Origin of the sequence: Duganella caerulea (assembly GCF_040362985.1) — a bacterium.
In the GTDB taxonomy this organism is placed as follows: Bacteria; Pseudomonadota; Gammaproteobacteria; order Burkholderiales; family Burkholderiaceae_D; genus Rugamonas; species Rugamonas vulcania.
The window spans coordinates 1-23,968 of record NZ_BPWJ01000011.1; the positions used below are offsets into that span (position 1 = coordinate 1).

The 23,968-nt window shown below is 62.5% G+C and carries 23 protein-coding genes, 1 tRNA gene and 1 rRNA gene; 12 read left to right on the forward strand and 13 right to left on the reverse strand.

Annotated features, from left to right (window positions below; genetic code table 11):
- Both ACUJB0_RS26910 and ACUJB0_RS26915 read right to left on the reverse strand, forming a co-directional pair.
- A 16S ribosomal RNA gene (locus tag ACUJB0_RS26910) occupies positions 1–94 on the reverse strand; the annotation flags it as partial.
- 344 nt (positions 95–438) lie between these two features.
- Positions 439–1,215: an enoyl-CoA hydratase gene (locus tag ACUJB0_RS26915; RefSeq protein WP_070271913.1), complete on the reverse strand. Its 777-nt coding sequence runs from the start codon at positions 1,213–1,215 to the stop codon at positions 439–441.
- A 153-nt stretch (positions 1,216–1,368) separates the two neighbouring features.
- Between ACUJB0_RS26915 and ACUJB0_RS26920 the strand changes: the two genes are divergently transcribed.
- Positions 1,369–2,601 carry an MFS transporter gene (locus ACUJB0_RS26920; protein WP_444848037.1) on the forward strand — a complete coding sequence of 411 codons (1,233 nt, stop codon included), beginning with the start codon at positions 1,369–1,371 and terminating at the stop codon, positions 2,599–2,601.
- A gap of 63 nt (positions 2,602–2,664) precedes the next feature.
- Positions 2,665–3,102 (forward strand): universal stress protein, encoded by a 438-nt coding sequence (locus ACUJB0_RS26925; protein ID WP_117015852.1) that lies wholly within the window; start codon positions 2,665–2,667, stop codon positions 3,100–3,102.
- Here the strand turns inward: ACUJB0_RS26925 and mltA are convergent.
- On the reverse strand, positions 3,099–4,316 hold the full coding sequence (mltA, locus tag ACUJB0_RS26930; RefSeq protein ID WP_444847923.1) for a murein transglycosylase A: 1,218 nt from the start codon (positions 4,314–4,316) through the stop codon (positions 3,099–3,101). The two genes, ACUJB0_RS26925 and mltA, sit on opposite strands and share 4 nt — an antisense overlap.
- Before the next feature lie 142 nt (positions 4,317–4,458).
- The gene (gene apaG, locus ACUJB0_RS26935; RefSeq protein ID WP_117015850.1) at positions 4,459–4,833 is read right to left on the reverse strand and encodes a Co2+/Mg2+ efflux facilitator ApaG/CorD; all 375 of its coding nucleotides are present in this window, start codon (positions 4,831–4,833) and stop codon (positions 4,459–4,461) included.
- Between the two features lie 181 nt (positions 4,834–5,014).
- On the opposite strand from apaG, the gene rpe reads away from it, so the two are divergent.
- The 7 genes from rpe to trpC all read left to right on the forward strand — a co-directional run bounded on the left by rpe (position 5,015) and on the right by trpC (position 11,229).
- On the forward strand, positions 5,015–5,680 hold the full coding sequence (rpe, locus tag ACUJB0_RS26940; protein WP_117015849.1) for a ribulose-phosphate 3-epimerase: 666 nt from the start codon (positions 5,015–5,017) through the stop codon (positions 5,678–5,680).
- A gap of 2 nt (positions 5,681–5,682) precedes the next feature.
- Entirely contained in the window at positions 5,683–6,366 is a 684-nt protein-coding gene (locus ACUJB0_RS26945) for a phosphoglycolate phosphatase (protein WP_444847924.1), read from the forward strand.
- A 213-nt stretch (positions 6,367–6,579) separates the two neighbouring features.
- Positions 6,580–8,076, forward strand: a complete 1,497-nt coding sequence (gene trpE / locus ACUJB0_RS26950; protein WP_444847925.1) for an anthranilate synthase component I — start codon at positions 6,580–6,582, stop codon at positions 8,074–8,076.
- Position 8,077: 1 nt separating this feature from the next.
- Complete coding sequence (locus ACUJB0_RS26955; RefSeq protein WP_090326971.1) at positions 8,078–8,641, forward strand: anthranilate synthase component II; 564 nt, start codon at positions 8,078–8,080, stop codon at positions 8,639–8,641.
- A gap of 65 nt (positions 8,642–8,706) precedes the next feature.
- Positions 8,707–9,744, forward strand: coding sequence for an anthranilate phosphoribosyltransferase (gene trpD, locus ACUJB0_RS26960; RefSeq protein ID WP_161085484.1), 1,038 nt, complete (start codon positions 8,707–8,709; stop codon positions 9,742–9,744).
- An 11-nt stretch (positions 9,745–9,755) separates the two neighbouring features.
- Positions 9,756–10,415, forward strand: a complete 660-nt coding sequence (locus ACUJB0_RS26965; protein WP_444847926.1) for a LysE family translocator — start codon at positions 9,756–9,758, stop codon at positions 10,413–10,415.
- A 13-nt stretch (positions 10,416–10,428) separates the two neighbouring features.
- On the forward strand, positions 10,429–11,229 hold the full coding sequence (trpC, locus tag ACUJB0_RS26970; RefSeq protein WP_444847927.1) for an indole-3-glycerol phosphate synthase TrpC: 801 nt from the start codon (positions 10,429–10,431) through the stop codon (positions 11,227–11,229).
- Here trpC and ACUJB0_RS26975 read toward each other — a convergent pair.
- From ACUJB0_RS26975 to ACUJB0_RS27005, 7 genes are all read right to left on the reverse strand, one after another.
- Entirely contained in the window at positions 11,226–12,410 is a 1,185-nt protein-coding gene (locus ACUJB0_RS26975; protein WP_444847928.1) for a GGDEF domain-containing protein, read from the reverse strand. The two genes, trpC and ACUJB0_RS26975, sit on opposite strands and share 4 nt — an antisense overlap.
- Before the next feature lie 183 nt (positions 12,411–12,593).
- The gene (locus tag ACUJB0_RS26980; RefSeq protein WP_444847929.1) at positions 12,594–14,414 is read right to left on the reverse strand and encodes a M61 family metallopeptidase; all 1,821 of its coding nucleotides are present in this window, start codon (positions 14,412–14,414) and stop codon (positions 12,594–12,596) included.
- Positions 14,415–14,427: 13 nt separating this feature from the next.
- Positions 14,428–14,994: a nucleotidyltransferase family protein gene (locus ACUJB0_RS26985; protein ID WP_444847930.1), complete on the reverse strand. Its 567-nt coding sequence runs from the start codon at positions 14,992–14,994 to the stop codon at positions 14,428–14,430.
- A 10-nt stretch (positions 14,995–15,004) separates the two neighbouring features.
- Positions 15,005–17,227, reverse strand: coding sequence for a xanthine dehydrogenase family protein molybdopterin-binding subunit (locus ACUJB0_RS26990; protein WP_444847931.1), 2,223 nt, complete (start codon positions 17,225–17,227; stop codon positions 15,005–15,007).
- Positions 17,228–17,237: 10 nt separating this feature from the next.
- Positions 17,238–17,696 (reverse strand): (2Fe-2S)-binding protein, encoded by a 459-nt coding sequence (locus ACUJB0_RS26995; protein WP_444847932.1) that lies wholly within the window; start codon positions 17,694–17,696, stop codon positions 17,238–17,240.
- Between the two features lie 38 nt (positions 17,697–17,734).
- Entirely contained in the window at positions 17,735–18,460 is a 726-nt protein-coding gene (locus tag ACUJB0_RS27000; protein ID WP_444847933.1) for a DsbC family protein, read from the reverse strand.
- A gap of 38 nt (positions 18,461–18,498) precedes the next feature.
- Positions 18,499–19,716 (reverse strand): FAD-dependent monooxygenase, encoded by a 1,218-nt coding sequence (locus tag ACUJB0_RS27005; protein ID WP_444847934.1) that lies wholly within the window; start codon positions 19,714–19,716, stop codon positions 18,499–18,501.
- A 77-nt stretch (positions 19,717–19,793) separates the two neighbouring features.
- On the opposite strand from ACUJB0_RS27005, the gene ACUJB0_RS27010 reads away from it, so the two are divergent.
- Positions 19,794–19,869 (forward strand) — tRNA-Phe (locus ACUJB0_RS27010).
- A 100-nt stretch (positions 19,870–19,969) separates the two neighbouring features.
- Here the strand turns inward: ACUJB0_RS27010 and ACUJB0_RS27015 are convergent.
- Positions 19,970–20,752 carry a ThuA domain-containing protein gene (locus ACUJB0_RS27015; protein ID WP_444847935.1) on the reverse strand — a complete coding sequence of 261 codons (783 nt, stop codon included), beginning with the start codon at positions 20,750–20,752 and terminating at the stop codon, positions 19,970–19,972.
- Between the two features lie 161 nt (positions 20,753–20,913).
- Complete coding sequence (locus ACUJB0_RS27020) at positions 20,914–22,023, reverse strand: alpha/beta hydrolase (protein ID WP_444847936.1); 1,110 nt, start codon at positions 22,021–22,023, stop codon at positions 20,914–20,916.
- Positions 22,024–22,209: 186 nt separating this feature from the next.
- Here ACUJB0_RS27020 and ACUJB0_RS27025 point away from each other — a divergent pair, with 186 nt between their 5' ends.
- Both ACUJB0_RS27025 and ACUJB0_RS27030 read left to right on the forward strand, forming a co-directional pair.
- Positions 22,210–22,920 carry a DUF4386 domain-containing protein gene (locus tag ACUJB0_RS27025; protein ID WP_444847937.1) on the forward strand — a complete coding sequence of 237 codons (711 nt, stop codon included), beginning with the start codon at positions 22,210–22,212 and terminating at the stop codon, positions 22,918–22,920.
- 100 nt (positions 22,921–23,020) lie between these two features.
- A complete protein-coding gene (locus ACUJB0_RS27030) occupies positions 23,021–23,950 on the forward strand; it encodes a histone deacetylase family protein (RefSeq protein ID WP_444847938.1) in 930 nt (309 codons plus the stop codon).
- The last annotated feature ends 18 nt before the right edge of the window (positions 23,951–23,968 follow it).

The following is a 23,968-nucleotide window of genomic DNA, read 5'->3' on the forward strand; positions in this document are numbered from 1 at the left end:
CTCGCCGCCAGGTTGCCCCGCGCTGCCGTTCGACTTGCATGTGTAAGGCATGCCGCCAGCGTTCAATCTGAGCCAGGATCAAACTCTTCAGTTTAATCTCTGTTTATTTGCCATTTCTGGCACCGTGATTTCTCACGGGTCGCTCACTCAAAATACTGACAGGCTGCTTCTTGCGAAGCATCCTATATTTTTTGTGAACATTTGATATTTTAAGTATCAGCAGAACTAGTCTGCTGTGCACTTTCATCAAACGTCCACACTTATCGACTGTTAATTTTTAAAGAACTTTATTCGGTACTGCGTTTGCTGCGAAGCGTTGTGTTCGTCAGCGAAGAAGAAAGAGTATGAAGCGTTTAGATCGTTTCGTCAACCCCTTCTTTTTTTCTCCCCACTCAACACTGCATTTGCATGCACCGTTTTGCGGGGAGGCGAACTATATCAAAGACCGTCGAAGTTTGGCAAGCGCTTTTCGAGGAAGGCGTGCATGCCTTCTTTTTGCGCAGGCGTGCCGAAGGCAGACTGGAACAGGCGGCGTTCATAATTGACACCTTCCGTCAGCGTGGTTTCAAAGGCGCGGTTAACGGAGTCCTTGATCATCATCGCCACCGAGGTCGGCATCGACGCGATCTGCTTCGCCGCGGTCAGCACTTCCTCGATCAACTTATCGGCCGGCACCACGCGCGACACCAGGCCGATGCGCTCCGCTTCCACCGCGTCGATGGTGCGCGCGGTCAGCAGCATGTCCATGGCCTTGGCCTTGCCGATGGTGCGCGGCAGACGCTGCGTGCCGCCGGCGCCAGGCGTGACGCCAACCTTGATTTCCGGCTGCCCGAACTTGGCCGTGTCAGCAGCGATCAGGAAATCGCACATCATCGCCAGCTCGCAGCCACCGCCCAGCACGTAGCCGGCCACAGCGCCCACCACCGGCTTGCGGATGCGCAGGATGTGCTCCCAGTTACGGGTGATGTAGTTGTCGCGATAAGTATCCACATAGGTGTAGTCCGCCATGGCAGCGATATCCGCGCCGGCGGCAAAGGCTTTCTCGCTGCCGGTCAGCACGATGCAGCCGATGGCCGGATCGGCGTCGAACTTATATAAGGCATCGCCCAGCTCGTTCATCATGCGGTCGTTCAGCGCGTTCAACGCCTTCGGACGGTTCAGGCGGATCAGGGCTACTTTGTCGTGCACTTCAACGATCAGGTCTTCATATTGCATCGGTGTCTCCTTCACAGTGGAATATTCCTGAAGGATTGTAGCGCCTAACTCCCGCGCTGGTATCATTGAACGATAGCAACCTGCTTTTAAGAGTCTCCTATTTTTACCGCCTTACGCCGCCACCTGAGCCTCAAGCTGGACAACGACGCCCTGCTGCGCAACGGCGACTTCATGCGCTACTGGTCCAGCGCCATCCTCAACGGCTTCGGCAGCTACATCAGCGCGCTGGCTCTGCCGCTGTGCTCGGTCCTGCTGCTGCATGCCACGCCGGCGCAGATGGGCATGCTGGGCGCCAGCGCGGCGATTCCATTCGCGCTGCTGGCCTTGCCGGCCGGCGTCTTCCTGGACCGCAACCGCAAGCTGCCGGTACTCCTGGGCAGCAAGGCGATCATGGCGCTCACATTGGCCAGCATCCCGCTGGCTTACTGGCTGGGGCGGCTGTCCATCGAATGGATGTATATGGTCTCCTTTATCAGCGGCGCCTGCTCGGTGGTGGGCGGCGGCGCGGAACAGATCTTCCTCACCAACCTGATCGGACGCGACCGCCTGACCGACGCCCAATCCAAGTTCGCCGCCACCGACTCGGCTTCGCGCCTGATCGCGCCCGGCGTCGCGGGCGTGCTGATCCAATGGCTGACCGCGCCGTTCGCCGTCATGCTGAACGCCATCGGCTTCGTGATCTCGATCCTGCTGCTGCGTAATCTGAATGCCAACGATCCCAAGCCGGCGCCGTCCAACAAGCATCCGCTGCGCGACATCCACGACGGCCTGCTGTTCATCTGGGGCCAGCCGCTGCTGCGCACGCTGGCCTGGGGCGCGGGCGTGTGGCATATGCTGTTCTATGGTTTCGCCGCGCTCAGCGTGCTGTTCTCCACGCGCGAACTGGGCATGACGGCCGGTATGCTGGGCATGGCGCAGATGGTTGGTGGCGTCGGCGTACTGATGAGTTCACTCTTATTAAAGCCGCTGAACACGCGCTTCGGCCCCGGCGCAACCATGTTGATCGGCCTGGGCCTGACCGCCTTCGCGTTCGCCGCCATGCCGATGATCCCGGCCAACCTGTTCGGCAGCCCGACCGCCAGCGCGGTGGCGTGCGGCGGCCTGTCGCTGTTCCTCGATTGCGGCGTGATGCTGTTCTTCATGCCATATATGACGATGCGCCAGAAAGTCACGCCGGACGCCTACCTGGGCCGCATGGTCTCAACCATGCGCTTCCTGACCGTGGCGACCGCGCCGATCGGCGCGCTGGCGGCCGGCTATATCGGCGAGCACTTCAGCATCCGCACCGGCATGGCCTGCGTGGCGGTGGGCGGCATCGCGCTGACTGTTGCGATGGCCTCGTCCATGCGCAACATGCAGCAACATACGGCGCCTGCAACGTCCTAACGTGCGCCGTCGAACGTTCTAAATCATTAGGCTGTTTTTGTGTTCCCTACATTGGAGTACGCCATGTTCAAGTCCATCCTGCTGCCGACCGACGGCTCCGAGCTGTCCGACAAAGCGACCGCGATGGCGGTCCAGTTTGCCCAGCTCAATCAAGCGCGCCTGGTCGCGATCACGGTCATCACGCCGCTGCCGTTCGCCTCCATGGGCGACAGCGGCGCGGTCATCGATTCCGGCCAGTTCGCCACGCAGATGCAGAACGCCGCCCGACACCATATTGAGAAAGTGGCCGCCGCCGCGCGCGCCGCGGAAGTTCCGTTCGAGGGCGTGGTGACGATGTCCCCCAGCCCCTACGAAGAAATCGTCGAGGCGGCCAAGAAGTTTGAATGCGACATCATCATGATGGCGTCGCACGGACGGCGTGGCCTGAACCGGCTATTCCTGGGCAGCGAAACGCAGAAGGTACTGGCCCACACCACGCTGCCCGTGATGGTCCTGCGTTAGAGCGGCTGCTTCGGCAGCAGCACCCAGACATTACCGCGCTGCTTCATGCGGCCCGCGTTCTCCGACGCCTCCGTGCCGAAGCCGAAGAAGTAATCGACACGGATCGCGCCACGGATCGCGCCGCCCGTGTCCTGCGCCATGACCAGGCGCTGCAGCGGGATATCGCTGTTAGGCATGGTGGTTGACAGGAACACCGGCGCACCCAGCGGCAGCTGCGACGCATCGATCGCCACCGAACGCGACGGCGTCAACGGCACGCCCAGCGAACCTTTCGGCCCTACCTTCGGATCGGGCAGGCGCTCCTCCCGGAAGAACACATAGCTCGGGTTCACATTGAACAGCTCCTGCATGCGCGTGGGATGGCCGGCGATCCACGCCTTGATGCCCTGCGCCGACGCCTGTTCCAGCGTCAGCTCGCCCTTCTCCACCAGGTACTTGCCGATCGATTTATACGGATGGCCGTTCTGGTCCGCATACGCCACGCGCACGGTTTCCTGCGTATCGGTCAGCTGCACGCGGCCCGAGCCCTGCACCTGCAGGAAGAAGGACTCCACCGGATCGTCCACCCACAGCAACTCCTTGCCGCTGAAGTCAGCCTTCTCGATATCGGCGCGGGTCGCATATGGCACCACCTTCTTGCCGACCAGCTTGCCGCGCAGGCGCATGCCCTTCAGCTCCGGGTACACGCTGGCCAGGTCGATGGTCAGCATATCGTCGGGCACTTTATAGAGCGGCGTCTGGTAGGGGCCGCCCTTCTTGCGCGCGCCGCGCAGCAGCGGTTCGTAGTAGCCGGTGATCAGGCCGTCGGTGGCGCCGTCCGGCGCGATCACCTGGTTCGGCTCCATGAACGCCTCGAAGAAGGTGCGGATCGCCTGCTCGTCGCTGCCGTTGACGGTGCGCGCGATGGTGCAGGATTCCTTCCAGTTCGGCTGCTTGACCAGCACCGAACACGAGGACATGAAGGCCGGCCAGGCCGCGCGCACATCGTCCTTGTCCCAGCCCGGCAGCGACGCGAAGGTGGCCGGCACCATCTGCAACGCGGCCGGCTTGGGCGGCACCGGCGGCACCGTTGGAGGCGTGACCGGCGGAGTGACCGGTGGCGTCACGGCGGGCGCGGGCGCCTGGGCCGGCGGCAGCGGCGTGGTGGTGCAGGCGGCCAGGGAAAGCGCGACGACGGTCAGCGGAACGAGTAGACTACGGCTAGTTAATGACATAAGGATGGCTATGTGGGTCTTAATGATAGAAGCATGCGTGGCGTTTTTCCTGCTGGTGTTCATCGTCTGGTGGACCATGTACCAAGGCAAGGGCAAGACTAAGCAGCTGCCCCCGCCGGACCGGGAAAACGAGCCGAAGTAATCAGTGCAGCGTGCGCGGCAGCGACAGCACGAACTCCGGGATCTTGACTTCGAACTGATGGCCGTCCTCGGCCACGCAGAAGTATTCGCCGACCATCGAGCCTTGCTGGGTTTGCAGCGCCGTGCCGCTGGTGTACTCGAAATGCTCGCCGGGCTGCAGCAGCGGCTGATGGCCGACCACGCCCAGTCCGCGCACCTCTTCCACATGATTGTTGGCGTCAGTGATGACCCAGTGGCGCGAAATCAGCTGCGCAGCCACGGTGCCGGTATTCTTGATCGTGATCGAATAGGTGAACACGAAATTGGTGCGATCCGGGTCCGATTGATCCGGCAGGTACTGGGTTCTGACCGACACAGTAAATTCGTAAGTGGCCATCGAAATTCCTTAAGGCTTGGTAAAAGCGTAATCGCTCTATGCAAAATTGGCGATTGTATATCGTCAGGCCCCCATTGCACCGCAAATCCGCCCCGTATGCAAGGACGGCGCGGCTGAAAATCGGTGCGGCCGCGCCGGGCAGCGTAAAATAGCGCATCTTTTTTCTTGCCAGCCCTAAGCCATGACCACATTCCGCATCGCTCCCAGCATTTTGTCCGCCGATTTCGCCCGCCTGGGTGAAGAGGTCCGCAACGTCGTCACCGCCGGCGCGGACATCATTCACTTTGACGTGATGGACAACCATTATGTTCCGAACCTGACCATCGGCCCGCTGGTGTGCGAAGCGATCCGCCCGCACGTGCAAGTGCCGATCGACGTGCACCTGATGGTCAAGCCGGTCGACCGCATCATCCCGGACTTCGCCAAGGCTGGCGCCAACATCATCACCTTCCACCCGGAAGCGTCGGACCATATCGACCGTTCGCTGCAGCTGATCCGCGACCACGGCTGCAAGGCCGGCCTGGTGTTCAACCCGGCCACGCCGCTGAGCTACCTGGAACACGTGATGGACAAGATCGACATGATCCTGATCATGTCGGTCAACCCGGGCTTCGGCGGCCAGTCCTTCATTCCGCAGGCGCTGAAGAAGATCGCCGAAGCGCGCCGCCTGATCGATGAATCCGGCCGCGACATCCTGCTGGAAGTGGACGGCGGCATCAAGATCGACAACATCGCGGCCGCAGCGGCGGCAGGCGCGGACACCTTCGTGGCCGGCTCCGCCATCTTCGGCAAGCCGGACTACAAGGCCGTCATCGACGCCATGCGCGCCCAACTGGCGACGGTGTAAATATGAGTGTGCTGGCAGGCGTACGCGCCGCAATCATCGACCTCGACGGCACCATGCTGGACACGATCCCCGACTTCCACGTCGCGATCAACGGCATGCGCGCGGAGCTGGACCTGCAACCGATCTCGCAGGACCAGATCGCGCTGATGGTCGGCAAGGGCTCCGAGAACCTGATCCGCTCCGTGCTGGGCCTGGACTGGGACGCGGCCCGCGTGGAAGCGCATTTCGACGCAGCGATGGACGCCTACCAGCGCCACTACCTGGGCATCAACGGCGACCACAGCGCGCTGTATCCGGACGTGATCGAAGGCCTGACGGCGATGAAGGCGCAAGGCCTGCGCCTGGCCTGTGTAACCAACAAGCCAATCTCGTTCGCCGCGCCGCTGCTCAAACTGAAAGGCCTGGACGGATTTTTCGACGTGGTCTACGGCGGCGATTCGCTGCCGCGCAAGAAACCCGATCCGCTGCCGCTGCAAACGGTGTGCGCCGATTTCGGCCTGGCGCCGGCGCAGGTGGTGGCCATCGGCGACTCCTCGAACGACGCGCAAGCCGCACGGGCAGCGGGTTGCCCGGTGTTGACGGTACCTTACGGTTACAATCACGGAGAAGCTATACACAAAACGGATTCCGATGGTATAGTAGCCACATTGCTGGAAGCGTCCAGCCTGATACGTTCGCAAAACTAACCCTTAGCTGAACTAACCTGACCAACATGTCTCTCACCAAAAAACACAACGTCAACCAAACCGGCTCGATTGAGGCCTGGCTTTGGCGACGCTGGCAATCCTGGCAAAACTGAGCCGAACTGATTGCTGTCGTCCGCATCCGCGCGTCCGACAGGTTTTTTGACAAACCACCGCCAAGCCACAACCACGCCCTTGGCGGCATGGAGAGAAGACATGACCGAACTCGAATTCAAATCGTTGGCCACCGACGGCTACAACCGCATCCCGCTGATCGCCGAAGCTTTCGCCGACCTCGAAACCCCGCTCACGCTGTACCTGAAACTGGCCCAGACCCAGAACGCCGGCAAGAACACCTTCCTGCTTGAATCGGTGGTCGGCGGCGAGCGTTTCGGCCGCTTCTCCTTCATCGGCCTGCCCGCGACCACCGTGCTGCGCAACTTCGGAACTCGCACCGAGATCGTCAAGAACGGCACGGTGATCGAGACCCACGAAGGCAATCCGCTCGAATTCATCGAGACCTACCAGAAGCGCTTCAAGGTCGCGCTGCGTCCCGGCATGCCGCGCTTCTGCGGCGGCCTGGCCGGCTACTTCGGCTACGACACGGTGCGCCACATCGAAAAAACGCTGGCCCACTCGCAGCCGAAAGATGACCTGGGCCTGCCCGATATCCAGCTGATGGTGACCGAGGAACTGGCCGTCATCGACAACCTGTCCGGCAAGCTGTATCTGATCGTCTACGCCGACACCACGCAGCCGGAATCGTACGCCAAAGCGCGCCAGCGCCTGAAAGACCTGCGCATGATGCTGCGCCGTGGCCTCGATGCGCCGGTGACCAGCGCCTCGGTACGCACCGACATCACGCGCGATTTCCCGAAAGAGGACTACCTGAAGGCGGTCGCCAAGGCCCACGAATACGTGATGGCGGGCGACTTGATGCAGGTGCAGATCGGCCAGCGCCTGCGCAAGCCTTACGTCGATTCGCCGCTGTCGCTGTACCGCGCGCTGCGTTCGCTGAATCCTTCGCCGTATATGTACTTCTACAATTTCGGCGACATGCAGATCGTCGGCGCCTCGCCGGAGATCTTGGTCCGCAACGAGACGCTGCCGGACGGCGAGAAGAAAGTCACGCTGCGCCCTATCGCCGGCACCCGCCCGCGCGGTGCGACGCCGGAGCGCGACGCCGAACTGGCCACGGAACTGCTGGCCGATCCGAAAGAAATCGCCGAACACGTGATGCTGATCGACCTGGCGCGCAATGACCTGGGCCGCATCTCCGAGATCGGCAGCGTCAAGGTCACCGACCGCCTGGTCATCGAAAAATACTCGCATGTGCAGCACATCGTTTCCAACGTCGAGGGCAAGCTGAAGGCCGGCCTGTCCAACCTGGACGTGCTGCGCGCCACCTTCCCGGCCGGCACGCTGACCGGCGCGCCGAAAGTGCGCGCGATGGAGATCATCGACGAACTGGAAATCTCCAAGCGCGGCATCTATGGCGGCGCCTGCGGCTACCTGTCCTTCGGCGGCGAGATGGACGTGGCGATCGCGATCCGCACCGGAGTGATCAAGGACGGCATGCTGCATGTGCAGGCCGCCGCCGGCATCGTCGCCGACTCGATACCGGAGATGGAATGGCAGGAAACTGAAAACAAGGCGCGCGCAGTACTGCGCGCCGCCGAACAAGTGCAAGATGGCCTGGATGGGGAGATCTGAGATGCTGCTAATGATCGACAACTACGACTCCTTCACCTACAACATCGTGCAGTACTTCGGCGAGCTGGGTGAGGATGTGCGCGTGTACCGCAACGACGAAATCACGATCGCGGAAATCGAGGCGCTGAACCCGGACCACATCTGCATTTCGCCAGGCCCGAAAGATCCGTCGCAAGCCGGTATTTCGATCGAGGTGCTCAAGCACTTCGCCGGCAAGAAGCCGATACTGGGCGTATGCCTTGGCCACCAGGCCATCGGCGAAGCGTTCGGCGGAAAAGTCATCCGCGCCAAGCAGGTCATGCATGGCAAAACTTCTTTAATCGCGCATACGGGCGTGGGCGTCTTCAAGGACCTGCCCTCCCCCTTCACGGTGATCCGGTATCACTCGTTGGCCATCGAGCGCAGCTCGCTGCCGTCCTGCCTGGAGGTCACGGCGTGGACGGACGACGGTGAAATCATGGGCGTGCGCCACAAGGATTACGACATCGAGGGCGTGCAGTTCCACCCCGAGTCCATCCTGTCGGAACACGGCCACGCACTGTTGAAGAACTTCCTGGTCCGCTGACCAGCGCTGTTCGTACCGGCGCGCCGCCGCGCGCGCCCACGCCCAAATTCAGAGAAGGAATAGCCATGCCTATCACCCATCAAGAAGCACTGCTGCGCTGCATCGAACACCGCGAGATTTTCCACGACGAGATGCTGCACCTGTTCCGCCAGATCATGTCGGGCGAAATGTCGCCGACCATGATCGCCGCCCTGACCATGGGCCTGCGCGTGAAGAAGGAAACCATCGGCGAGATCGCCGCCGCCGCGCAAGTGATGCGCGAGTTCTCCACCAAGGTGCCGATGGCCGACACCACCGGCCTGCTCGACATCGTCGGCACCGGCGGCGACGGCGCGCACACCTTCAACATCTCCACGGCGTCGATGTTCGTCGCCGCGGCGGCCGGCGCGCGCGTGGCCAAGCACGGCGGACGCAGCGTGTCGTCGTCGTCCGGCAGCGCCGACGTGATCGAATCGCTGGGCGCGAACATCAACCTCAAGCCCGAGCAGATCGCGCAATCGATCGCGCAGACCGGCATCGGCTTCATGTTCGCGCCCAACCACCACGCGGCGATGAAGCATGCGGCGCCGGTCCGCCGCGAGCTGGGCGTGCGCACCATCTTCAACATCCTGGGGCCGCTGACCAATCCGGCCGGCGCGCCGAATATCCTGATGGGCGTGTTCCACGCCGACTTGGTGGGTATCCAGGTGCGCGTGCTGCAGCGCCTGGGCGCGCAGCATGCCATCGTGGTGTATGGCCGCGACAATATGGACGAGGTCTCGCTGGGCGCCGGCACGCTGGTCGGCGAACTGGTTAACGGCGAGATCCGCGAATATGAAATCCATCCCGAGGACTTCGGCCTGCAGATGATCGCCAGCCGCAATTTGAAAGTGGCGGATGCGGCGGAGTCGAAAGCGAAAATGATGGAAGCGCTGCGCGGAGAGCCTGGCGCGGCCTACGATATCGTCGCGCTCAACGCGGGCACCGCGCTGTACGCGGCCGGTGTCGCCAGCTCGATCGAGGATGGCCTGGCGCGCGCGCGCAAAGCCGTCAGCTCCGGCGACGCGATGCGCAAGGTCGAGCAGTTCGTGCAGGTCACGCAAAGCCTCGGCAATACCAACTAAGGGCGGCCAGCATGTTCGGCATCCACGATCTGACGTTGTTTATCATCTCCGGGCTGCTGCTGAACATCATGCCCGGCCCCGATTCACTGCTGATCATGACGCGCAGCGCCACCCAGGGCTGGCGCGCCGGTTCGGCCGCCGCGCTGGGCATCGGCGCCGGCACCATGATCCACATTATCGCTGCGGCGTTGGGTTTGTCGGCGCTGCTGGCGACGTCCGCCGCCGCGTTCACGGCGGTGAAATGGGTGGGCGCGGCATACATCGTCTACGTCGGCATCGGCATGCTGCGCGCCAGGCTGCGCACCGAAGCCGATGACGCGGCGGCCACCGACATCGCCGTGCGCGGCGCCGCGCAACCACTGGCGTATCGTAAAATCTTCTTCCAGGGTTTCCTGACCAATGTCCTGAACCCGAAGGTGGCCTTGTTCTTCCTGGCCTTCGTCCCGCAGTTTATTTCGGCCGATTCCGCCAGCAAGCCGCTAGCCTTCATCGTCCTGGGCTGCATCTTCAATTTCAACGGTATGTTGTGGTGTAACGGCCTGGCCGTCTTCACCGCCTTCGCCAGTGCGCGCCTGAAGGTCAAGCCGCTGGTGGCCCTGTGGCTGAACCGCGTAACGGGAGGCCTGTTCCTGGCTCTCGGCCTGCGACTGGCGCTGGCAGAACAACATTAAACTTAGGCTCACCATGTCCGACATCCTGAACAAAATCCTTGCAGTCAAAGCCGACGAAGTCGCCGCAGCCAAAAAACACCGCAGCCTCGCCAGCCTGCGCGCCGACGTTGAAAGCGACGCCGGACTGCGCGCCGGCCTGCGCGGCTTCGAGGCCAGCCTGCGCGGGAAGATCGCCGCCGGCAAAGCTGGCGTGATCACCGAAGTGAAAAAGGCGTCGCCGTCGAAAGGCGTGCTGCGCGCCGACTTCCGCCCCGCCGACATCGCCGCCAGCTACGAGGCCCATGGCTCCGCGTGCCTGTCGGTGCTGACGGACGAGCAGTTCTTCCAGGGTTCGGTGGCGTATCTGCAGCAGGCGCGCGCCGCCTGCTCGCTGCCGGTGCTGCGCAAAGACTTCATGATCGATATGTACCAGATCTACGAAGCCCGCGCGATGGGCGCCGACGCCATCCTGCTGATCGTCTCGGCGCTGGACCATGGGCTGATGGCGGAAATGGAAGCCTGCGCCCACGAATTGGGCATGGGCGTGCTGGTGGAAACCCACGACGGCGACGAACTGACCGCCGCGCTGCGCCTGAAAACCGCGCTTTTGGGCATCAATAACCGCAACCTGCGCACTTTCGAGGTCTCGCTGGAAAACACGCTGGGCCTGTTGGACCGCATTCCGGCGGATAAACTGGTCATCACCGAATCCGGCATCATGGTGCCGGACGACGTCAAACGCATGCGAGAGGCGAATGTGCACGCCTTCCTGGTCGGCGAAGCCTTCATGCGCGCGCCCGATCCGGGTGCGGAACTGGCGCGCCTGTTCAACTAAGCTTTAATCGCCTGCAAGGGCGGCGCCGGCGTGGGCGCGATCTCGATACAGTCGCGCCCGCGCTCCTTGGCGCGGTACAGCGCCTCGTCGGCGCGCATCAGGATGGCGTCCAGATCCTCGTCGGAGCTTGTCTGGCAAGCAATGCCAATACTGACGGTATAGGCGGGCAAGTCTCCGCGGCTTGGTTCGCGCACGGCCGCCAGGATGCGCTCGGCGATATCGCGGGCCCAATCCACACCGGTCACCGGCAGCAAAACAATAAACTCTTCGCCGCCAAAACGGGCGACGTGATCGGATACCCGCAACGCCTTGCCGATTACTTGCGCCACATCGACTAAAACCCGGTCGCCGGTAGCGTGACCGTAGCAGTCATTAATCTTCTTAAAATAATCCAGATCGATGCTGAGCATTGTCATGGCGGTGGATTCACGCCGCATCAACGCATGCTCTTTAGCGTAAATATCGGCGAAACCGCGCCGGTTTAAAACCTGAGTCAGGGGATCAAGCGTGGAGCGGCGTTCCAGTATCGCTTGCAAACGCCGAGTGGTTACCGCCTTGAAACCCACCGCCAGCAGCAACACCATGAATTGGCCGGCCGCGAGATAAATACTTTGAAATGGCCCGACAGCCGTTAAATCAACCTGGGCGCTGCCGAATAATAACGCGAGAATGCCTCGAGTTAATACCACCAGCGTTTGAAACAGCAATAACGAACCGAAGAATATGGTGGAAAAGTGACGTTCGCCGTGACGCCATACCACCAGAATCTGGTTTATATAAAATATGGAAACCAGAAAAGAGAATACGGCGACGCGCGCGGCAAAAACCGGCTGAATTAACAACCAATATCCGACGCCCAGCATGGCCAATAACCAAACCAGATGAAATAACCACCAGGACGGCACCAGCCCATAAAATTTCCTGGTACCGATCATCGCCAGGCCCACGCCCCAAACCAGGGCCGAATTAGCGCTAAGCAATACTAGCGTTTCGTTGAAGACGCTATGCCTCAAGCTGAATAGAAACGCGCCGCAAGCGAGCGATACCAATCCCGCCGCCCAATAATTCAGGCCCTTGATCTCAGCTGGAAAACTGAAGTGGGCGGAATAAAGGACGACACTCATCGCGCCGGCCATCAGCGTCGACATCAGGATAATCGTGGCGGAATCAAGTTGGAACACTTGCGGGTCTATCCTCGGGCAGAAAAGGTCAGCCAAATTCTAAACCAGAACCAGACCGCGGCGTAGGATTAAACCTACACGGACCCCGTAATGCCTCAACACATGCCGGAATATGGCTAGTACGTGCCAATTTCTGGCACGGATAGGGCAAAAAAATCCGGGGACTCGCCCCGGACTCAGGAATCAGCGTGCGGCGCTGGGGCGCAAGGGGCCGGTGGATTTCTTGCCGGCCGGGTCCAGCGACAGGCTGACGCCCGGCACCCGGTCGCCTTGCAGTGTCGCGCTGAAGGTCATTAACTCGTCGCGGCGGAAGGCGTGAATTTCAATTTCCGATCCCACGCCATAGCGGGAAAGCAGCGTTTCCAGATTGGAGGCGGTAACACGCAATCCATCCACCGCCATCAATATATCGCCGGCCGATAATCCCGCCTGGTGCGCGGCGCCATTCTCGTGCACGCTGGACAATTTGCAGTCATTACCGTCCTTGCCGAGATTAACATCGAGGCTGGGTTTGGTCGATTTGCGCTCGTCATTATATTTAACGCCAAAAGGCGCCAGCATTTTGGCCAACGGCAAATCTTCCGTGCCACGGATATATTTATCGAAGAATGGCTTGAAGCGGCCGCCGCTGATTTCATCGAATAACGCTTCCACTTCGGCCGGAGTAACGCCGCGTCCGCCGCCTTCGTAAAAATCGCGGCCATAACGCTGCCATAATGTCCGCATCACGTCGTCCAACGATTTCTTGCCGCCGGTTTTAGCGCGGATGCTCAAATCCAGCGCCAGTCCAATCAGAGAACCCTTGGTGTAATAACTGATGATCGAATTGGGCGCATTTTCATCCTGGCGATAATATTTACCCCAGGCATCAAAACTGGAATCGGCCACGCTTTGCTTGGTACGGCCGCTGCCGCGCAATACGCTGCCTATGGTTTTACCCAGTAATTTGAAATAAGCCGGTTCGGCGATAACCCCGGCGCGCACCAGCATCAAATCGTCGTAATAACTGGTGAAACCTTCAAACAGCCAAAGCAGCGGCGAATAATTTTCGACCTGCAGGTTATATGGAGCAAACGCCGCAGGCTTGATGCGCTTCACATTCCAGGTGTGGAAGTATTCATGGCTGCACAGGCCCAGGTATTGCAGATAACCGTCGCTGATCTCCTTGCCGGCCGACGCCGTGCTCGGCAGGTCGGCGCGGGCGCAGATCAGCGCCGTCGAGGCGCGGTGTTCCAGCCCGCCGTAACCGTCGCCGACGGCCTGCGTCATGAAGACGTAGCGGTCCATCGGCGCCTTTTTGGCCTTCGGTTCGAAGAAGGCGATCTGGGTTTCGCAGATCTTTTTCAGGTCGGCGCAAAGGCGCGGCAGGTCCAGGTTCGGCACCCGGCCGCTGATGACGATGTCGTGCGGGATGCCGTGCGCCTTGAACGTGGCCAGCGCGAAGTCGCCCTGCTCCACCGGGTGGTCGATCAACTCGTCGTAGTTCGACGCGATGTAGGTGCCAAAACCATAACGTTTCGCTTTCAGCTCCGGCAGCGAGGTCGCCACGCGCCAGGTCTTGGCCGCTTCGTCGGCCGGGCGCTGGATGTCCACCACGTGCGGCTGGTCTTCCTGGCCCAGCACGCGCAGGAACACGCTGGTGCCGTTGTAGAAGGCGTGGTTCTGGTCCAGGTGCGCGGCGCGCACCGACATGTCCCAGGCATAGACTTCGTAATGCACCGTCAGCGAGGCAGCGTGATCCTTCAGCGGCGCGGCCTGCCACGAGTGCTTATCCAGCTTGGCCAGCGCCACTGGCTGGCCGTCCGACTCGGCGCGGATACGCACGATGTTGCGCGAGAATTCTCGGATCATGTAGCTGCCCGGGATCCAGGCCGGCAGGGCGAACACCTGGCCGCCTTCGGCCGGCGCGTCCACCGTCAGCGTGACGTGGAACAGGTGGGCGGCCAGGTCGTGTCCGACGATGCTGTAGGCGATCGCCGGGGTATTCTTGTTCGTTTTCTTCATCTCGGTCCTTGTTTTACAAATCGCCAGGCGTATCGATATCGCGCACCACGCCGGCATCGTCGACTATCAGCTCGCTCACCGCATGGCTTTTTAAGATCTCGCGCGCGCCCTGGTCGCCTTGCAGCGCCAGCAGCAATGGCAAATGATAACTGCTGAAGGCGACCGGATTGCCGCGCCGTCCTTCATGCATGGGCGCCGCGATGCGGGCGCCCCGCTCGATGGTCGCGGCCAGGGCCCGCATGGTATCAGGCCGCACGTGGGGCATGTCGCCCAGGCCTATCAGCCAGCCTTCCGCACCCTTGGTGTAGTCGATCGCCGTCGTCAGCGAGGCGGCAATGCCAAGATCGGCGTCCGCGCAGACGCGCACCTCGCAGCCCAGGCGGCCCAGCAGCGCCGCCACCTGGCCGTCGTCCGGGCGGACCACGGCCACCACCCGCGGCAGTGCGGCCAGCATGTTCCTTGCGCTGGCGGCGACGACGGCGTCGCCATTCTCCAGCGGTTGCAGCAGTTTGTTTTGTACGCCGGACGGGTCGAAACGCCTACCCCGCCCGGCTGCCAGCAATATCCCTACCAGTGCCATCCAGCGCGGCTCAAGCGCTGGCCAGATCGAACGGCAGCTTGCGCAAACGCTTGCCGGTCAACTTGAACAGCGCGTTGGCGAAGGCCGGCGCCAATGGCGGCAGGCCAGGTTCGCCCATACCGGTCGGAGGATCGTTCGACGGCACGATGTGCACATCGATCGCCGGCATGTCCGTCATGCGCGCCACCGTGTAGTCGCTGAAATTCTGCTGCTCCACCACGCCGTCCTTGAGCGTGATGGCGGCGCCAGGCAGCGTCATGCCCAGGCCCATCAACGCGGCGCCTTGGATCTGCGCCTCGATCGTCAAGGGATTGACCGCCTGGTTGCAGTGCACGCCGGCCGTGACCTTGTGCAGCTTGGGCGTGCCGTCCTTCACGGACGCCACCACCACGTACGCGATCACGGTGTTGAACGACTCATGCACCGCCACGCCCCAAGCCTGGCCTTTAGGTAAAGCCTTCTTGCCGTAGCCGGACTTGGCGACCGCCAGGTCCAGCGCGGCGATGTGGCGCTTGCCCTTCTCGCCCAGCAGCTTCTTGCGATACGCGACCGGGTCCATCTTGGCCGCGTGCGCGGCTTCGTCGATCAGCGTCTCCATCACGAAGGCCGTGTGCGTGGAGCCGACGGAGCGCCACCACAGCACCGGCACGTTGGCCTTGGCGTTATGCACGCTCAGGTTCAGCGGCACTTCATATGGTTCGCCCATGCCCTCGACCATGGTGGAGTCGATGCCGTCCTTGATCATCACCGGCTCGAACTGCGTGCCGCTGATGATGGACTGGCCGACGATGACATGATCCCACGCCACGATATTGCCCTTGTCGTCCATGCCGATGTCGGCGCGGTGCACATGCGACGGACGGTAGTAGCCGCCCTTGATGTCGTCCTCGCGGCTCCAGATCACCTTGACCGGCTCCGTCTTGCCTGCGGCCTTCCAGGCCTTGGCGACGTTGACCGCTTCCACCAGATAGTCCGAGGTCGGCACGGCGCGGCGGCCGAAGCCACCGCCGGCCATCATCGTGTTCAGCACCACCTGCTCCGGCTTCAGGCCGGCGGTGGCGGCGATCGCGCCCTGGTCCATCGTCTGGAACTGCGAACCGGCCCATACGGTGCAGCCGTCCGCGCGCAGGTCGACCACGCAATTCAATGGCTCCATCGGCGCGTGCGCCAGATACGGAAACTCATAGACGGCGGAGATTTTCGTCGCGGCGCCAGCCAGCTTGGACGTATCGGCCTTGCGCGCCGGCGTTCCCGGCTTCTGCGCCAAAGCCTTGAACTCGGCCAGCTGCTTGTCGCTGCCGACCTTCTCCACACCGCTGGCGTCCCACTCGATGACCAGCGCATCGCGGCCCATCTTGGCCGGCCAGTAGCCGTCGGCCACCACCGCCACGCCGCTGCCGCCGCGATCCGTCTTCACCTCCATCACTTCAAGCACGCCCTTGATGGCCTTAGCCTTCGAGGCGTCGAACTTGGCGACCTTGGCGCCGAACACCGGCGCCCGCGCCACCACGGCGACCTTGCTGTGCGGCGCCTTGAAGTCCATGCCGAACTGCTGCTTGCCGGTCGATTTATCCTTCGCGTCCAGGCGCTTCATCGGTTTGCCGATGAAGTTGAAATCCTTGGGATCCTTCAGCTTCACGGCGGCGGGCACCGGCTGCTTCATGGCCGCATCGGCCATCGCGCCGTAGGTGGCCTTCTGGCCGGCGGGGCCGGTCAGCGTGCCTTTCGAGGTCTTGACCTGCTCGGGCGCGACCTTCCATTCCTGGGCCGCCGCCGCGATCAGCATCGCGCGCGCCTTGGCGCCGATCTCGCGGTACTGGGTGTAGGAGTGGGCGATGCTGCCCGAACCGCCGGTGATCTGGATGCCGAACAGCGGATCCTTGTATTGATCGCCGGCCGGCGCCAGCGCGCCGTTGACCTTCGACCAATCCGCGTCCAGCTCTTCCGCGATCAGCATCGGCAGCGACGTCTGCACGCCCTGGCCGAATTCCAGCCGGTTGACCTGCACCGTCACGCTGTTGTCCGGCGCGATATGCAGGAAGGCGTTCGGCTGGTACACCTTGGCCGGAGGCTGCTGCGCATTGGCGAAGCGGCCCGCGCCCGGGATGAAGAAGCCCAGCACCAGGCCACCGCCCACCGCCGCACCGGCCTTCATGAAGCCGCGGCGCGACACGCCGCCGCCGGAAGTCTCCACACCCGCCATCGATTCCTGGTTAAGCCATTCGATACGCATGCGATTCTCCTTAGGCGATGGTTTTAGCTGCGTCTTTGATGGCTGCGCGGATGCGCTGGTACGTCCCGCATCGACAGATATTGCCGCTCATGGCGTTGTCGATTTCGGCGTCGGAAGGGGCTTTGTTGGTGCGCAGCAGAGCGGTCGCGCTCATGATCTGGCCACTCTGGCAGTAGCCGCATTGGGGCACATCCAGCTTGACCCACGCCGCCTGCACGGCCTTGCCGACCTTGTCGGACTCCATCGCCTCAATGGTGGTGATCTTCTGGCCGGCGGCGGCCGAAATCGGCGTCACGCACGACCGGACAGGCTGGCCGCCCAGGTGCACGGTGCAGGCGCCGCACAGCGCCGCGCCGCAACCGAACTTGGTGCCGGTCATATTCAGGTTATCGCGCAAAGCCCACAGTATCGGCGTCGAGGGATCGGCGTCCACCTGCATGTCTTTACCATTGATGTTCAAAGTGATCATTCGGTTCTCCTATGGGCGATGCGCTGGTTTGGCTGCTGTTATTGTTTGATCTTGGCGAACTTCTCTTCAAGAGCCTTGGTGTCAATCGCGCCGGGTACGCGGGTGCCGTCGGCGAAGAAGATGGCCGGGGTGCCGGAGACGCCCAGCTTGTGGCCCAGCTCCAGCACGTCCTGGTTCGGCGATGCGCAGGCTTCCGCCGCGGCGGGGGCGGCCTTGTTGTTGACCATCCAGTCTTCCCAGGCCTTGCTGCGGTCCGGCGCGCACCAGATATTCTTCGACTTGGTGAACGAGTCGTCGGCCAGGATGTTGTACATGAAGGTGTAGACCGTGATGTTGTCGGTCTCCTTCAGCGTGGTCTGGCGGAAGCGCTTGCAGTAGCCGCAGTTGGGATCCTCGAACACCGCGATCACGCGCTTGCCGTCGCCCTTGACGGTCTTGATGGCCTTATCCAGCGGCAGGTCGGAGAACTTGATTTTGTTGATCTCTTCCAGCCGTTCCTTGGTCAGGTCGGTGCTGGTGGTGAGGTTGAACACGTGGCCGGAGAACAGATAGGTCGCGGTCTTGTCGGTGTACAGGATGTCGTTGCCGATGCGGATTTCATACAGGCCGCTGTAAGGCGTCTCCTTGATCGAATCGACTTTCACGTTCGCGCCGAGGCGCGGCTCGACCAGCTTCTTGATCGCATCCGTGGATGGGGTTTCCGCGCTCACGCAGGACGCCATCAGCGCCGACAACAACAGCAAAACGGTCTTACTTTTTCTCATAACATCTCCGATGACTATACGAACCCACTGGCGCAGGCCTATTTTCCCATCGCGTGGGAGATCAGGCGGCGCTTCAGCACGGGTAATTTATCCAGCAAGTTTAATCCGAAATTACGAACCACGCGCAGGGGCTCGATATCCGCCCCGAACAGGCGCGCCAGGCCGTCGGTGGTGAGCTGCATCAGCAGCACATCCTCCTTGCGGGCGCGCTCGTAGCGGGCCAGCACACGGGTATCGCCGATGCCGCGCTGCGCCTCGCGCTCGCCCAGCGTCTTGACCAGCTGCGCCACGTCGGCGAAGCCCAGGTTCATGCCATGGCCGGCCAGCGGATGGACCACGTGCGCGGCGTCGCCCACCAGCGCCACGCGCGGCGCGCTCATGGCGTGCGGACGGATCAGGCGCAGGGGGAAGTCGCGCACCAGCTCCGGCTGCAGCGGCGTCAGGGCGCCCAGCTTGTCGGCGGCGTAGACGGCCAGGCGGTCGGCGATCTGCTGTGCCGATTCGGCGCGCAGGGTATCGACCAGCGCTTCGGGCGCCGACCACACCAGCGACACCTGGTCGCCCGGCAGCGGCAGCAGCGCGACGATGCCCTCGGCGCCGGTGAACCATTGATAGGCGGCGCCGTGGTGCGGCTTGGCGCAGGCGAAGTTGGAAACCACCGCGCGCTGGTTGTAGCTGCGGTAATCGAGGCCGATGTCGCACTGGCCGCGCACCCACGACTGGGCGCCGTCGGCGCCGACCACCAGCGCGGCCTTGATGCTGGAGCCGTCGTCCAGGTGTACGGAGGCGCTGTCGTCGCCGCGCAGCAGGCCGGTGGCGCGGCCCTGGACCACGCGCACGTTCTGCGCGAACTTCAGGGCGGCGTCCAGCGCCTGTCCTATGTTCCGGTCTTCCATGATCCAGGCCAGCGTGCCGGTGTGGGCGCCGTAGGCGTCGAAGGCCAGGCCGCCGGCCTGGGCGCCGTCGCCGTGGACGATCATGGCGTCGACCGGCGCCACGCGGGCGTGGTCCAGCGCCTGCCAGACCTTCAGCGACGACAGCAGGTCGTGGGCGGTGTGGTTCAGCGCATAAACCCGCGCGTCCCAGCCGGGATCGACGGCGGCCGGCCGGGCCGGAGGCGACGGCGGCCCGAGCAGCGTGACACTGAAGCCGGCCTGGGCCAGGCCCAGCGCGGCGGTCTTGGCAATCGCGCCATCGCCAACAATACAGATATCACTCTCGGTAACGCGCGCGGCGGGGGAGGATGGAATAGTCATCCAAACATTATAACGTTTGTGCGCCCGAGAAATTCGTCCTTGCAATTTCGCTTAAGCCTGCTATAATTCTGCTCCTTGGCCTGGTAGCTCAGTTGGTAGAGCAGAGGATTGAAAATCCTTGTGTCGGTGGTTCGATTCCGCCCCGGGCCACCAAGAACAGTGTTAAAACAGAACGCCAACCCATGCAGGTTGGCGTTTTTGTTTCCAGCGCGGGAAATGTTGGGCAACTTGATGTGCGGTTTAAGGTACTCCGCTACTCGGCCTTGAAACCTTTGCCGGTGGCGGCCCAGTAGATACCTCCATACAGATGATGCAGGAAGGTCTGATCACTGTAGCTGGCCGGAAGGTGGCCAAGCGCGGTGTAGAACGCGCGGCCGCCATCGTAGGACTGATACCAGCTCACCGGATGAAAGCCTTCCGCGCCCTTGCCATCCACGGGTACTGCCTTGTCCTTCGGTTTGTAGGTCGACTCATCCACCGTGAGCAAATAATGCAACTTGTCCGATTCGGCGGCGGTGAATTCGTACCATTCCTCGGTAACCAGCGCCCGCTTGGCGAAGCGGTCCATGCCGGGGAAGTCGCGGTCCTCCACCTTCAGCACAGCGGTCTGGATGGGGGGATGGGCACGGAACATGTGTCCCACCATCTTGCGGTACCATGGCCAGCCGTATTCGGTGTCGGATGCGCTGTGCACGCCCACATAACCGCCCCCCGCCTTGATGTAGCGCTCGAAGGCTCCACGCTGTTCGCCGTTGAGCACATCACCGGTGGTCAGCAGGAATACCACTGCCTGGTATTTCGCCAGCTCCTTGTCGTTGATGACGCGATTGGGATCCTCGGTCCACATGACGTTGAAGTCGTGCAGCTTGCCGAGCTGCTCGATGGCGGCCACGCCGGCCGGGATCGAGTCGTGGTGCCAACCCGCCGTCTTGCTGAACACGAGCACATTGAATTGGGCGGCCTTCGCGCAGGCCAGTGGCGCCATGGCGGCCAGCACGAACAAAGACGTGAGCACCGGTTTCGACAAGAACTGCATCTGTCCCTCCTTTAAAATATCGATGATGTTACGGGGGCAGTCTATCAGCGCTTGACGGCGTGCGCGGAGCGGCACGACAAGTCGCTTGTTTTGGCCTGGGCTGTAGAGCCGCGTATTGAAAATCCTTGTGCCGGTGGTTCGATTCCGCCCCGGGCCACCGGCTACTTGCGTTTGGACCGCGCCACCGCCAGCGGACGCACCGTCTCCAGCAGGCTGACCAGGGTCTTGCCTGGCTCCTCCCAAGGAATCATGTGGGCCGAATGCTCGAACCACACGCCGCGCTTGTACGGCGCCTTGACGCGCTTGAGCCATTGCTCGGTCGGCACCGACGGCGTGGTGTAGTCGTTGCGTCCCATGAACATCACCACCGGGATCGGGAAGCTGCGCACGTTGCGATAGTCGACGCGGAGGAACTCCGGCAGCAACCGACCCAGCGAGAACACGTTGCCAGCATCAATGGCGCTGACGTCGCAATCGCTATACTCCGGCGACAGCTTGCCCGCGTCATAGAAGTATTCCGAACTGTCGCGATAGGCGCTCAGGCCACCGTAATACTGCGCCCAGGTACGCTCCGTGACGATCCGCTCGCGGGTGAGCGGCTGGTCGCCGGGATACGGCGCGATGGACGCCAGCTCCTTGATGGCCTTCTCGTTGTTGTGCGCCTTCGATTGTTCCACCGCGTAGTCAAAGCTGATGCGCTCATTCTCCTGGGTGCTGATCACCTGGCCAATGCCGACGTACGCAAAGAAGAGGTCCGGCCGCTTCAGCGCCGCGCCCATGCCGATCACCGTGCCCCAGCTGTGTCCCATCAGGATCACCTTGTCCTTGTGGTAGCGGGCCTTGATGTACTCGGCGACCTCGATCGCATCGTCGATGTAGCGCGGAATGTGGATGCTGTCGCTGACCGTGTCCGGCGCGGTTTCATTGAAGGTCTTGCCGGCGCCGCGCTGGTCGTAATTGACGATGGTGAAGTATTCTTCGAGGGGACGCTGGAACTGCCAGATAGCCGGGATCAGCGGCGAGGCGGGACCGCCATGGACGAACAGGATCACGGGATTGTCCTTGTCTTGCCCGCGCACGTTGATCCATTGGTCGATGCCGCCGATCCTGGCCTTGTAGGCTTCCTGCACGCCGGACGGCGCGACGATGCGGCCCAGGTCCCTGATCACTTCCCGCGCCTTGGCATACTCCGCCTGGCTCTTGCACTCCTGCCCTTGCACGCCTGAGCACAGCGACGCCAGCAGGACACCACCCATCAGAATTTTCTTCATAGGCTCACAACCCTGAACATGAGGAAGATGCGATTCTAGCAAAGGGTTTGCTGCCTGCGGCCGCTGCCGTGATTGTCGGCGAAATTTATCTTGCATTCATTTCATATGTCAGATATTGTTGACACATGAAATTGAAAAATCTTAACCGGGCGCGCATCCGGCGCCACTCTCATTAAGGGCAGCAGCATGAACACACTCAGCAAAAACGCCAGGGTCGCGGGCTTCTTCTACCTGCTGGTCATCCTGATCGCGCCGTTACGCCTGGTCTTCATCCCCAGCAAGCTGTTCGTCAACGGCGACACCGCCGCGACCATCGCCGGCATCGCCGCCCACGAACAGCTGTTCCGCTTCGGCATCGCCGGCGACCTGGTCACAGGCGCCGTCAGCCTGGTGCTGACCTTCACGCTGTACCGGCTGTTCCGGGACGTGAACAAGAACACCGCCCTGCTGATGCTGATGCTGGGCTTCATGGACACGCCGCTGTATTTCTTCAACACGCTCAACGACATGGCCACCCTGATCCTGGTGCAGGGTCCCGACTTCCTGGCCGGCTTCAGCAAGGTCCAGCGCGACGGCCTGGCGACCATGTTCCTGCGGGTGCACGGCATGATGACCTATGCCTCGGAAATCTTCTGGGGCCTGTGGCTGTTCCCGCTGGCGGCGCTGGTGTACCGCAGCGGTTTCCTGCCGCGCTTCCTGGCGGTCTGGCTGGCCATCAACGGCTTCGCCTATCTGGCGCTGAGCTACGCCGGCCTGCTGCGCCCGGAATGGAACGACCTGGTCGCCGGCATCGCCTTCCCTCTCCAGCTGGGCGAGGTGGCCTTCGCGCTGTGGATCCTGGTGTTGGGTGCGAAGCAACGCCCGGCCGCAGCCTTGCGCACCCCGCTGGCCGCATGAGGTAGACTTTGACTTGGATCAACGAAAAGTTTGATCGAGCTCATTACACTCGATTCAAGCTACCTTCGTTTCATCCTCGTCAACGCACACCAAGGCCCCGATGCTGCCAGCCTACATCTCGCACCCCGATTGCCTGAAGCACGCCATGGGCGACCAGCATCCCGAATGCCCGGAGCGCATCGGCGCGGTCAGCGACATGTTGCTGATCAAGGGCCTGCTGGACTTCATGCAGCCGTGCGAGGCGCCGCTGGCCACCGAGCAGCAACTGGCGCAAGCCCATTCCAGCCTGTACATCCACACCCTGGCCGCGCTGTCGCCGCGCGAGGGCTCGGTGCAGGTGGACCCGGACACCAGCATGAACCCGCACACCTACCAGGCCGCGCTGCGCGCCGCCGGCGCCGCCGTGCTGGCCACCGACCTGGTGCTGACCAAGGGCGCCGGCACCGCCTTCTGCAACGTGCGCCCGCCCGGCCACCATGCCGAGTACGGCGCCGCCGGCGGCTTCTGCTTCTTCAACAACGCCGCGGTCGGCATCCGCCACGCGCTCAACGTGCACGGCCTGGAGCGCGTGGCGCTGGTCGATTTCGACGTCCACCACGGCAACGGCAGCGAGGACATCCTGCGCGACGACGAGCGCGTGCTGATGTGCTCGATCTTCGAGGACAAGCTGTATCCGTTCTGCGGCAACGTGCCGCGCGGCGCCAACATGGTCAACGTGGCGCTGCCTGCGCGCTCCGGCGGCGAGCTGCTGCGCCAGGCCGTGACCGAGCAATGGCTGCCGGCGCTGGAGCGCTTCCAGCCGCAGCTGATCTTCATCTCGGCCGGCTTCGACGGCCACCGCGACGACGACATGGGCAACCTCGGCCTGGTCGAAGCCGACTACGCCTGGATCACCAAGCAGATCGTCGGCGTCGCCGCCCGCCACTGCCAGGGCCGCATCGTCTCCTGCCTGGAGGGCGGCTACGAGCTGTCGTCGCTGGCGCGCAGCGCGGCGGCCCACGTCAAAGTCCTGCTCGGCATGGACGACTAACCTTCTCACCACCGCCCC